Here is a 10,578-nt window from a genome sequence, read left to right as displayed (position 1 = left end):
CGTCCGTCTTCCTTCAGATTCCGCCTCACGGCGGACACCCTTGACTTTCGCTAACAGTTCCTACTGCCAAGTCTGTAGTGGACTTTCACCACCAAGTTGTCGCCCATGCCGGGCGCACGAAAAAAAGAAGCAGAGAGCCTACCCTCTGCTTCTTTTTTTCAAATGATTAAAGTTGAATTTTTTCTCCATTCTCAACAATAATGATCGGCTCTCCTTCAAGCAATGTATATTCCGTGGAGGACGGTGTCAGCATCACTTGAATCAATCTGTCTTTCACTTGTACCTTGAAGCTTAAACTGCCCCATTCCTTAGGACAATGAGGCGTCAAGTAAAGTGTCCCGTCATTGAATCGCATCCCTGCAAAGCCCTGAACGATACTCATCCACGTTCCGCCCATATTTGCAGCATGCACCCCGTCTTTCGTATTCGACTGAAGGTCGCTGATATCCATCAGAACTGTATCCATAAAGTAGTCATAGGCCTTTTCGTGTTTGCCAATCTGACTGGCCATCATGCCAAAAACAGACCGGGAAAGAGAGGAATCATGTGTGGTCACTTTTTCATAATAATCATAATCCCGTTTCAGCTGTTCCATTTCAAAATCATCGAAGAACAGAAACTCTGCCAGAACCGTGTCTGCCTGCTTGCAGACCTGGTGCTTGTATATCGTCAGAGGATGGTAATTAAGCAGGAGCGGATAGTTTTCTTCTGGTGTGTGTTCAAAATCCCAGACTTTTTTATGGAAGAAACTGTCGTCCTGCATCGTCAATTCTTTCTCCTCGTCATAAGGAAGAAACAGTCTGCTCTCTGCTTTTTTCCAGTCTTCCAATTCATCTTCAGTCACATGCAGCTCCTCCAGTTTGTCAGCCGCCTGCTCCTGCGCTTTCTGTGCGTACTCAATGGCATAGGACAAATTCTTTTTCGCCATCAGATTGGTGTAGAAATTATTGTTGACGATCGCCGTGTACTCATCGGGTCCTGTTACATCATTCAGGACAAAGGCACCGTCCCGTTCGTCGTCGAAATGTCCCCATTCCAGCCAGAAGCGAGCTGTTTCAACGAGGATATCCAGTCCTTCATTGAACATGAAAGCCTCATCTTCCGAAACTTTACCGTAATCATAGACGGCATGGGCGATATCTGCATTGATGTGAATCTGAGCCGTTCCAGCTGGATAATAGGGACTAGCTTCTTCCCCATTGATTGTCCGCCAGGCAAACAATGCTCCGTTGTCGATAGCCATAGTCCGTGCCCGCTCCCTCGCCTGAGGAAGAATACTGTGTCGATACATCAGCAGAGACTTGGCAATCTTTGGCTGCGTGTAAAGGAAGAAAGGAAACATGTACATTTCTGTATCCCAGAAATAATGCCCTTCATAGCCTTCACCGGTAAGTCCCTTGGCAGACATGTTTGTATGCCCATCCCGACCGGCTGCCTGATGCAGATGGAACAGATTGAATCTCAGTCCGATTTGGAGTGCCTGGTCGCCCTCCAGCTCAATGTCACTCTTATCCCAGAATTCGTCCATAAATAACAGATGTCTCATTTTCACTTCATCATACCCAAGTGTTTCAACCTCTGACATGATTTCCTTCAGATTCTCAGCCTGAGAATCCGTATCTTCTTCATTACTGTACTTATGACTGTAAGCTGTGAAGCGATCAATGATTACTGGAGCTGACCTGTCAGTCTGAAAGCTAGCGGTGACCTTGTTTTCAATCCGTTCAAGGCTGACCTGTTCAAAACGAGACACGACATGATCATAAATGACCGCATGCAGATCAGAGGCATGGGTGCTGATATGAATCATTCGGCCTGAGTCAGTCGATAGTGGGCGGGAATCAAATCTTCTTTCCGCCTGTTCCTTTTTTCTTGGATCCGGATCGTCTTCCGCCGACTCTTTCTTGCCCATATCTTCCAGTTCATCCAGTTCGAAGAGAAGCTGAACTGGCAGGTCATCTTTTTCTGACTCAATAATAATGCGCTGCGCCAAAATTTCTGGAAAATCGTAGGAAACAAAGCGTTCGATCGTGACATCTATTGACTGCTGCTTAGAATTCTCCCATGAAAAGGTCCGAGTCAGCAGACCGCTCTTAAGATCCAGTGTCCGTGAATGATGATCAACTTTTCCTGTTTCTAGATCAAATAGCTCATCATCCAGCGACAAATCCAATTTTTTAGCATCAGGAACAGGAATCGTCGTCTGATGATGAGTCGCATATCCGTAGGCCCATTCGCCGTAAGTGATTGGCTCAGTATCATAAAACCCGTTCATCAGCGTGCTGTCGCTGTGACTGTATGCCTGTGTCCGATGCCTTTCCTCCAGACTGCCTCTTGTTCCAATGTGTCCGTTTGAAAGTGAGAAGAGCGTTTCGTTCTGTCTTATCTGTTCTGAATCTGTACCAACTTCTTTAAGCGTCCACAACGTACCGTTTTTAATCAGGTCATGCATAAGCGATCGCCTTCCTTTCTTTACTGTTTATTTTGTCAATAACCCGGAAAGAAAGCAAGCTGAAGCCTTTTTGATAAGAAAAACTTCACGTACCGTTCAGCTATTGCTGAGGTCCCAGAAGAGCAGGCGAGCAGTAAAGCTAGAACCTGTCAATTACCGTATAAACCTTATACGTTCCCACTTTGCGGCAGTAAAAAACCTGAATACGCCGGACATCAGTCGACTTATTCAGGGTAGTGTCATCAATAATTTTCAATATAGGTCGTCAGTTCTTCAAGGGAAGGCAGCCCTTCGTTGTCCCCTTCATTCTGGACTTGGAGAGAGCCGATTGCATTGGCACGTAACGCAGCTTCCGGCCAGGTCAGACCGTTTAAATAGCCATGCAGAACACCTACAGCAAATCCGTCTCCGGCGCCGACAGTGTCTACGACTTTCTGCACTTTAAAACCAGGCACATTGATCGTGTCTTTTCCTTTTTCTGTAACAAACGCCCCGTCTGCTCCGCTTTTTGTAATGACGATCTGTGCACCCTTATCAATATAGAAGCGCGCGATAGCTTCAACGTCATCTGTCCCGACCAGGGTCTTGCCTTCAGAAAGACCAGGAAGCACCAGATCAGAGAGACCAGCAAGATTATTTAAGACAGTCACCATTTCATCTTCCGAAGACCAGAGAGCAGGCCTCAGGTTCGGGTCGAATGATATGAATGTTCCGGCCGATTTAGCCTTCTTCATCAGATAGACGATTGCTTCTCTAACCGTCCCGCTCACTGCTGGCGGAATGCCAGTTATGTGAAGCAGCTTCACATCAGAAAAGTCGATCCTATTTACATCAGCCTCTGACAGTGTAGTGAAGGCGCTGTTGTTTCTATAGTAGGCAGTAGACGGATCGCCGTCCTGAACTTTATTTTTCATCATCAGCCCGGTGTTGTGCTTCGGTGAATGAAAGATGTAACTTGTCCCTATCTTTTCTTTTTCGATGGCTTCTTCAATATAATCGCCTATGGGGTCCTTGCCCAGCTTCGTGACGTATTCCACTTTGTAATCCAGGCGGGACAGTCCTATCCCGACATTGATTTCCGCTCCTGCCAGAGATCGCTTGAACAAAGTGACATCTTTCAGCTCCCCATATTCCTGAGCAGTAAACAACCCCATCGGTTCTCCAATTAAAATGACATCCGGCATATGATCACGTCCTCACTTCACTTCGTTGTATTTCTGAACAAAGGCTTGAGCCTGCTCTGTGACACTTGAGTAGCCTTGAGTCTTCAAATCTTTAGTCAACGCACTGCCGATACCGACAGCCCATGCCCCGTTATCGATCCACTGGTCCATATTGTCCAGACTCACACCACCAGAAGGCATCATTTCTACATGCGGAATCGGGCCATGTACATTTTTGATGAAAGCAGGTCCCAATATTCCACCCGGGAACACTTTGACCACTTCGACTCCTGTCGCCAGTGCGTCCGCCACCTCTGTCACTGTGCCGCATCCAGGAAGATAGGGAATCCCATATGTATTGCAGACAGTTGAAATTTCCGGCACCATATTCGGGCTGACGATGAACTCAGCTCCCGCAATAATCGCAATACGTGCTGTTATTGCATCCATGACTGTTCCTGCTCCTACAACCATATCCGTCCCATCAAATTTTCCAGCAAGATCCCTGATCGATTCGTCGGCTTGCGGGGTCGTAAACGTCACTTCGATATTTTTGATTCCGCCTTCATAAACAGCTTCGGAAATACGCGTCGCTTCTTCAGCAGACTTCCCTCTAATCACTGCAAACAGATAATTGTCTTTTAAACGGGTCAAAATCGCTTGTTTTTTTGTCATAATATCCTCCTTGAATGCCTAAACTCATATATTAGTATAACGCTTTCTTTTGTGAAGCTCAATACTCTACCATATACATATCAAACCATATCAACAGTTCAGGCAAAGTCCTGATATAATGATTACTCTTGTCACATGCCTATAAAACAATCATCAGAACGGCGTCTTCTTGTGCGTTCGGCTTTCAGCTAACTGGTGTTTATTTTCTGAAATAGTCAGAATACTTTTTCATTATTTCACCTTGAGCTTCATCCATCAGATTGATATGTGCAGTCACTAAAGTCTTTACTTCATCTGCCTGCTTAGATTTTACTGCTTTAATCAGCCCTTCATGCTCATCTACAATCTGATTGTAGTCAAATGTTATGTCTTTCAGATGAAGCCAGCGGAAACGGTCAAGATGCACACTGGCTTCTTTTATCCACTGCCATGCCTGTGCTTTACCGACAAGTTCATAACACTGCTTATGAAACTCATTGTCAACATCAAAATAATCAGAAACATTATTATTCTTAAAGGTCTCTCTTTGTCTATCCAGAATTTTCCACAGCATTTTCTCGGACTTTTCATCCATCACACCGCACAGCTCTGTCATCACTTCTTTTTCTACACATTCTCGAATAAAACGTGCCTGTAATGCTCTACTCATATCTATTCTGGATACATACGTTCCTGACTGAGGAAAGGTGAAAATCAGATTCTGTTTTTTCAACTGCTTCAATGATTCTCTGATTGGCGTTCGTCCCACTTCTAGAAGATCGATCAAATGAGATTCTGAAATTTTCTGACCTGGATACAAGTCAAGTTTGATAATCATTTCTCTTAAAACTTCATACGTCTGGTCCTGCAAAGTGATAGTCTGCATAAATACCTTCCTAACTTAAATATGTCATACTTGTATATTAATATCATAAATATATCACATCTGAACAGTCAGTGGCACCATTTTATGAAAACCCCATCATTATTGTCCCGCCTGTCTTCTCTAATATTAAGACTTGCTTTATCGTTTTCCTCCCGATGTTTGAACAGCAAATTAATCTGCATCTGTCTATCAGTACATCTATCTCATTAATCATACGTATGAAAAAAGCTAGACTCATTCAGAAGGAAGACCTTCTAAACAAGCCTAGCATGTTCATAGTGCACTATAGATCATATCATCTGGATGACCAGCAGCTTTAACGTCAGCGTGCTCCGCCGCCTCCGCCACCCATGGCACCGCCCCCACCACCGATGGAGGTCGATCCGCCGAAGCCACCTGAAGATGAGTAGCCGCTGTGCATACTGCTGGAAAACACATGCAAGCCTGGATAATACGTATAGTAGTACGGGATATACTCGATATCCTGTTCTGCCCAGTCCGGCATGATTGCTTCAATAGACTTGATCACTTCTTCTTCTTTTCCATACAAGCCTGCCCACATCAGGAATGACTCTTCAGGAATCAGCTGTTTATAGCTGAGTGATTTGTCCTCACCTAATGCATTCAGATGATTTTCAAACTGGGTCAGATGATCGTAGAGCCTCTGACCTTTTTTTGTAATCGATGTATACGGCAGTCGTGCAGTCAGGAAAGAAACAGTATCTTCCTTGATATACCCCTCTGCAATCATCAGATCTCTGGAGTCGTCAAGAAGCTGCTTATCAAGCTTGTGAAGTTTGTCTGCCTGTTTTTGAGCCCATTTCTTCATTTCTTTACTGCTCATCTGGTAGCTGCTGTCAGTCGCTTCGATCAGAGAATTCCAGAGTTCTGCTTCAACTGTTGATCCTGCCAGGTCTTGCTGTGATTTCCTCTCAAAGGTCTCCGGAACAAAAGTCAGACGGGTCTTATTTTTTCTGCCTTCCTCGCCTTCTTCTATAATCAGACATTTTTCCTTAGACCATTTCAGTAAGAAGGCAAAGAAATAATGCTCAACCGTTCCCATCTGCAGCTGTTTCAGGAAGAAGGCAACATCTGTAATATCACCATCTTTGTAAGGAATGTCTGTGTAATACATCCCTTTGTTCCGTTTGCGTTGTTCGTAGAAATTAGGGATTTTCCCGCCATCTTTTTTCAGCTGTTCAATTTTTACCAGAACGGCTAATACAGCTAGTACAAACGCTACCGATGCACCGATAATAACAGAGATGACTGTCCCACTCAGTCCTCCTCCACCCGCACCTCCACGTCCAGGATCCTGCTCTATATCCTCAACGACTTCAGCAAGGGTTCGTTCATCATAATATGACAGCAGGAACGGATTATTAAGAAACTGTACAATTACCGCGACATTCTGGTTGTCTTCCAGTTCAGCCTGAGTATAAGTACGGACCTCTCCATCAAGCAGATCAATCTTTCCCTCATAACCGAATCCCCAGATTCTAGTCGTATCCTGAGTGAAATCGAATGGCCCGATTATATCGATCGTCAGATTTTCAGGAGGAATGTCTCCAAATGTATTGAAATTCCAGTGCATGGACTGCCCGTCTTCCATCTGTCTGACTATATTGCTAAGAGTATAGGTCACTACATACTCGTTACGCCCATAGTCTCCGATCCCCCATATCAGTTCCGTTTCAGACGAACTGTCATCTATGCCATATGATCCGGCTTTATCTTCTCTGGAAGCATTGGAATCCCAATCAGTCTGTTCTTCCATACCTTCAACGTAGAAGTCGATGACTTCCACACCATCGGTCTCTTCTATGACGATAAAGAGTTCAGTTCCTTCTTCCATAGTCATGTCCCGTCGTTCAGTAATAACGGCCGTCCCGTTTTCGAGCAGCTGGACATCAATAGTCAAGTCGTGCAATGTATTTCCCTGTGCCTTTACCGGACTAGCTGTAAATATACTTCCTGTAATCAGCACAACCAGCCAGCCTACCCACCCATACTTCATGATTGCTCCTCCTTTTTTTTCTCTCTTGATAACAGTATATATAATAAAAAAGAGAAAAAATATAGTCTTAGGACTGATTTTTTCTCTTTAGCTCGTCAATTGTTCTGATTTTCCGATTGACCGGCATCAGTTTCCCCAGTTTCCCGGACTCCATAAAGTCCCATCCAATTCTCCCTGAAGCTGCTCTTTACGTGTTTCCTGTTCTTTAATCAGATCTGCTGCTGCTTTAAGGAGTGCTTTCTGTTTATAATCCCGGCTTGAATCGAAAAGCTGGTCTAGTTCCCTGATGATCCAATCCTGTTCATCCATCTTCTTCCACCTTTCATTCATGATAATTATCAATATGCATGCGCAGTTCATCCAGTTCCATTCTATTATCTTCAATAAGCTCAATCACCTGTTCGATAATGAATTCAGGCTGATCAGTACCCAAGGTTTCAGTAGCTGTCTCCTTCAGTTCGGCAACTATCCATTCTTCGCGAGATTTGAGGGAATCCGGTTTTTTTAGTGTAAGATACTGCTGATAACGGATCAGCAGTCCCATCCGCTCCTCTTCACTCATATACGCATACTGAAAAATAGAGAGCGGCTTGAGATAAGTCATACCGATTTTTCTAGCCACCGCTTGGAACGGCTTGGTCAATTCACTGATACTGTACCCTTCCTGTCCACCCGTCTGGTACTCCTTTTCTGAGAGACCTATGGACAGGACGAGTCCCAGTTCTTTGCCCTTGAGCTTGTCCCCTCTATACCCGAAAGCAAAATGTTCGGTCAGAACCTCATCTTGCCAGTGCTTTAAAAAGGGGGGAGACGAATACCAATAGAATGGAAACTGAAAAATGATACGGTCGTGAGACTTGAGCAGCTCCTGCTCATGTTTTACATCTATGACTCCATCAGGGTAAGTTTTTTCGAGCGGATGCAGTGTCACCTGCTCCAGTGAACGGTCTGACAAAGCCTGAATAAGAAACTGCTGGCTACCTGATTCATCTATGCTCGGATGGCTGATAATGACTAATGTTTTCAAATCTATTCTCCTTCCCGTTCGATATATGGTATAAGTATACCAAAAAGTCCTTTCTCAGAAGTGAATAATTAGAATTTCATTTTGAAAACGAGTACAATATGGTTAGAGAAAACAATAAGGAGGCAGAATATTATTATGAAGAAAATTATCAATCAGCCTGATCAGGTCGTCGATGATATGCTCAATGGATTGGCATATGCCTACGACTCGCTGGTCAGGCGTGTATCTGACACAACTGTGATTGCGCGGACACTTGAGCCATCTGGAAAAGTCGGACTGGTCAGCGGTGGAGGAAGCGGACATGAACCCAGTCATGCCGGCTTTGTCGGCAAAGGTATGCTGTCAGCGGCTGTAGCCGGGCAAGTCTTCACGTCCCCTACACCAGATCAGATTCTTGAAGGCATAAAAGCGGCAGACGAAGGTCAAGGCGTTTTTCTTGTCATCAAGAACTACACAGGTGATGTCATGAACTTCGACATGGCAAAGGAACTCGCTGAACTCGAAGATATCGAAGTCGATTCCATTGTTGTTGATGACGACATCGCTGTAGAAGACAGTACATTTACAGCCGGCCGAAGAGGAGTCGCTGGGACAGTCTTCATGCATAAGATTCTTGGAGCGGCAGCTGAATCAGGTGCATCACTCAAAAATATCAAGGCACTGGCTGAACAAGTAAATGACAATCTGTACTCTATCGGTCTGGCACTTTCCCCTGCAACCAATCCTGAAGTAGGCAAGCCGGGATTTGAGCTTGAAGATAATGAAATAGAGTTCGGAATCGGCATACACGGAGAACCTGGATACAGCCGTGAGAATCTGAAACCATCGAAAGAACTGGCTGAAGAATTTTTATCCAAACTAAAAAAAGAAGTAGACTGGTCAGCTGGAGACAAGTTTGCCGTGATGGTAAATGGAATGGGTGCTACTCCGCTGATGGAGCAGTTTGTCTTTATGAACGATATCAGAGCTTTGCTGGATGACGGCGAAGAACTGGAACTGGTCTACAGAAAAGTAGGCGATTATATGACGGCAATCGATATGGCAGGGGTTTCCTTGACATTACTGAAAATAGAAGATGAACAATGGATCGACTACCTTAATGCACCTGTTGAGGTCATTGGCTGGTAGATAACTGGAAGGAGCGTTTAAATGGCACAGACAGAAAAATGGATAAAAAGTTTCGAACACTTCAGCAAAAAAATAACTGATGAGAAAAGTTTTCTCAACGAACTCGATTCTGCAATCGGGGACGGGGATCATGGAAGCAACTTGACAAGAGGTGTAGCGGCTGTCAATGAGAAACTGGAGCAGCAAAGCTACGATAATCTGTCAGACCTTTTCAAGGACATCGGAATGGTCCTCGTAAGTAAAGTCGGTGGAGCCAGTGGTCCCTTGTACGGATCGGCTTTTATCTCCATGGCCAAAAAGTCCAAGGAATCAGATGACATTTCAACTCTCCTATCCTCCGGTCTCGACGGCATAATTAAACGGGGTAAAGCTGAAACAGGTGAGAAAACGATGGTTGACGTCTGGGCTCCAGCAGTCGATGCATTGAAGGATGGGACACTTGATCAGTCAGTGATCGACAGTGCTCTGGAAAGCACGATAGACATGAAAGCGACTAAAGGGCGGGCATCTTATCTAGGAGACCGTTCAATCGGTCACATCGATCCCGGGGCACAATCGAGCGCTTATTTCTTTGAAAGTCTTCTGGAAGCGGGTGTGACTGATGAGTAAATCTTTTGGTGTGCTTCTCGTCTCTCATGTTGAACGTGTCGCTTCCGGTCTGAAACAGCTTCTGGACCAGGTCGCTTCCGACGTGACGATCAAAACAGCAGGTGGAACTGAAGACGGCGACGTCGGGACATCCTTTGATCTGATCAGCGAGACTCTGGAATCTTTTGAAGAAGATAATGTCCTGTGCTTCTATGATCTGGGAAGCGCAAAGATGAATCTGGACATGGCAACTGAAATGACTGAAAAAAATGTGGAGATTTTAAACACTGCATTCATAGAAGGAGCCTATACAACAGCTTCACTGCTGCAGGCTGATGTCCCACTGGATAATATTAAAGAACAGATCAGTAAGCTTGTTATAAAAGAGTAATCGAGTAGGAGGTAAATAATTAATTTATTTACCGTCCTCTCACACCACCGTACGTACGGTTCCGTATACGGCGGTTCAATATCTTAAGTAAGCAGACTCTGCCAGGTCTCGTAGTGGAACTACGTTCCAACGGTAGAGTCTTTTTGTTGTAAGCACCCAATGAACCTCAGGTGTTTTTGATAATCTCCAGTACTTCTTTCTGGAGTAGCCTATGCGTTTAGCACTGTCCATATCTAGACCTAAACGCATTAATCTGCTAATCTTAGTACGCG

At 44.7% G+C, this 10,578-nt stretch carries 10 protein-coding genes and 1 pseudogene; 3 read left to right on the top strand and 8 right to left on the bottom strand.

The genetic code is table 11. The features are described from left to right. Positions 1–166: 166 nt before the first annotated feature. The 7 genes from ACYQ4S_RS09185 to ACYQ4S_RS09155 all read right to left on the bottom strand — a co-directional run bounded on the left by ACYQ4S_RS09185 (position 167) and on the right by ACYQ4S_RS09155 (position 8,199). A complete protein-coding gene (locus ACYQ4S_RS09185) occupies positions 167–2,452 on the bottom strand; it encodes a glycoside hydrolase family 65 protein (protein WP_346024716.1) in 2,286 nt (761 codons plus the stop codon). Positions 2,453–2,694: 242 nt separating this feature from the next. Further along, on the bottom strand, positions 2,695–3,636 hold the full coding sequence (locus ACYQ4S_RS09180; RefSeq protein ID WP_346024717.1) for a sugar kinase: 942 nt from the start codon (positions 3,634–3,636) through the stop codon (positions 2,695–2,697). A gap of 12 nt (positions 3,637–3,648) precedes the next feature. Next, on the bottom strand, positions 3,649–4,290 hold the full coding sequence (locus tag ACYQ4S_RS09175) for a bifunctional 2-keto-4-hydroxyglutarate aldolase/2-keto-3-deoxy-6-phosphogluconate aldolase (RefSeq protein ID WP_346024718.1): 642 nt from the start codon (positions 4,288–4,290) through the stop codon (positions 3,649–3,651). A 199-nt stretch (positions 4,291–4,489) separates the two neighbouring features. Beyond that, positions 4,490–5,155 (bottom strand): GntR family transcriptional regulator, encoded by a 666-nt coding sequence (locus ACYQ4S_RS09170; protein WP_346024719.1) that lies wholly within the window; start codon positions 5,153–5,155, stop codon positions 4,490–4,492. A 322-nt stretch (positions 5,156–5,477) separates the two neighbouring features. Continuing rightward, a complete protein-coding gene (locus tag ACYQ4S_RS09165) occupies positions 5,478–7,172 on the bottom strand; it encodes a DUF2207 domain-containing protein (protein WP_459770720.1) in 1,695 nt (564 codons plus the stop codon). A 126-nt stretch (positions 7,173–7,298) separates the two neighbouring features. Beyond that, positions 7,299–7,481, bottom strand: coding sequence for a hypothetical protein (locus tag ACYQ4S_RS09160; RefSeq protein ID WP_459770718.1), 183 nt, complete (start codon positions 7,479–7,481; stop codon positions 7,299–7,301). Between the two features lie 13 nt (positions 7,482–7,494). Beyond that, a complete protein-coding gene (locus ACYQ4S_RS09155; protein ID WP_346024722.1) occupies positions 7,495–8,199 on the bottom strand; it encodes an NAD(P)H-dependent oxidoreductase in 705 nt (234 codons plus the stop codon). A gap of 135 nt (positions 8,200–8,334) precedes the next feature. Here ACYQ4S_RS09155 and dhaK point away from each other — a divergent pair, with 135 nt between their 5' ends. The 3 genes from dhaK to dhaM are packed head-to-tail and all read left to right on the top strand — an operon-like array spanning position 8,335 to position 10,306. Further along, positions 8,335–9,327: a dihydroxyacetone kinase subunit DhaK gene (gene dhaK, locus ACYQ4S_RS09150; protein ID WP_459770716.1), complete on the top strand. Its 993-nt coding sequence runs from the start codon at positions 8,335–8,337 to the stop codon at positions 9,325–9,327. Positions 9,328–9,348: 21 nt separating this feature from the next. Continuing rightward, complete coding sequence (gene dhaL / locus ACYQ4S_RS09145; protein WP_459770714.1) at positions 9,349–9,936, top strand: dihydroxyacetone kinase subunit DhaL; 588 nt, start codon at positions 9,349–9,351, stop codon at positions 9,934–9,936. After that, positions 9,929–10,306 (top strand): dihydroxyacetone kinase phosphoryl donor subunit DhaM, encoded by a 378-nt coding sequence (dhaM, locus tag ACYQ4S_RS09140; protein ID WP_346024725.1) that lies wholly within the window; start codon positions 9,929–9,931, stop codon positions 10,304–10,306. The genes dhaL and dhaM overlap by 8 nt, the downstream gene beginning before the upstream one ends. A gap of 75 nt (positions 10,307–10,381) precedes the next feature. On the opposite strand, the pseudogene ACYQ4S_RS09135 reads toward dhaM, so the two are convergent. Further along, positions 10,382–10,578, bottom strand: a pseudogene (locus ACYQ4S_RS09135) (group II intron reverse transcriptase/maturase); the annotation flags it as partial.

The organism is Alkalibacterium sp. s-m-28 (assembly GCF_054658175.1).
This window is presented reverse-complemented; position numbering and strand designations above follow the sequence as displayed.

What these genes read in the sequence shown, in the direction of transcription:
- ACYQ4S_RS09180 (WP_346024717.1), bottom strand. Translation starts at nt 3,636, where the DNA reads ATGCCGGATGTCATTTTAATTGGAGAACCGATGGGGTTGTTTACTGCT.
- dhaM (WP_346024725.1), top strand. Translation starts at nt 9,929, where the DNA reads ATGAGTAAATCTTTTGGTGTGCTTCTCGTCTCTCATGTTGAACGTGTC.
- dhaK (WP_459770716.1), top strand. Translation starts at nt 8,335, where the DNA reads ATGAAGAAAATTATCAATCAGCCTGATCAGGTCGTCGATGATATGCTC.
- ACYQ4S_RS09185 (WP_346024716.1), bottom strand. Translation starts at nt 2,452, where the DNA reads ATGCATGACCTGATTAAAAACGGTACGTTGTGGACGCTTAAAGAAGTT.
- ACYQ4S_RS09175 (WP_346024718.1), bottom strand. Translation starts at nt 4,290, where the DNA reads ATGACAAAAAAACAAGCGATTTTGACCCGTTTAAAAGACAATTATCTG.
- ACYQ4S_RS09170 (WP_346024719.1), bottom strand. Translation starts at nt 5,155, where the DNA reads ATGCAGACTATCACTTTGCAGGACCAGACGTATGAAGTTTTAAGAGAA.
- ACYQ4S_RS09165 (WP_459770720.1), bottom strand. Translation starts at nt 7,172, where the DNA reads ATGAAGTATGGGTGGGTAGGCTGGCTGGTTGTGCTGATTACAGGAAGT.
- dhaL (WP_459770714.1), top strand. Translation starts at nt 9,349, where the DNA reads ATGGCACAGACAGAAAAATGGATAAAAAGTTTCGAACACTTCAGCAAA.
- ACYQ4S_RS09160 (WP_459770718.1), bottom strand. Translation starts at nt 7,481, where the DNA reads ATGGATGAACAGGATTGGATCATCAGGGAACTAGACCAGCTTTTCGAT.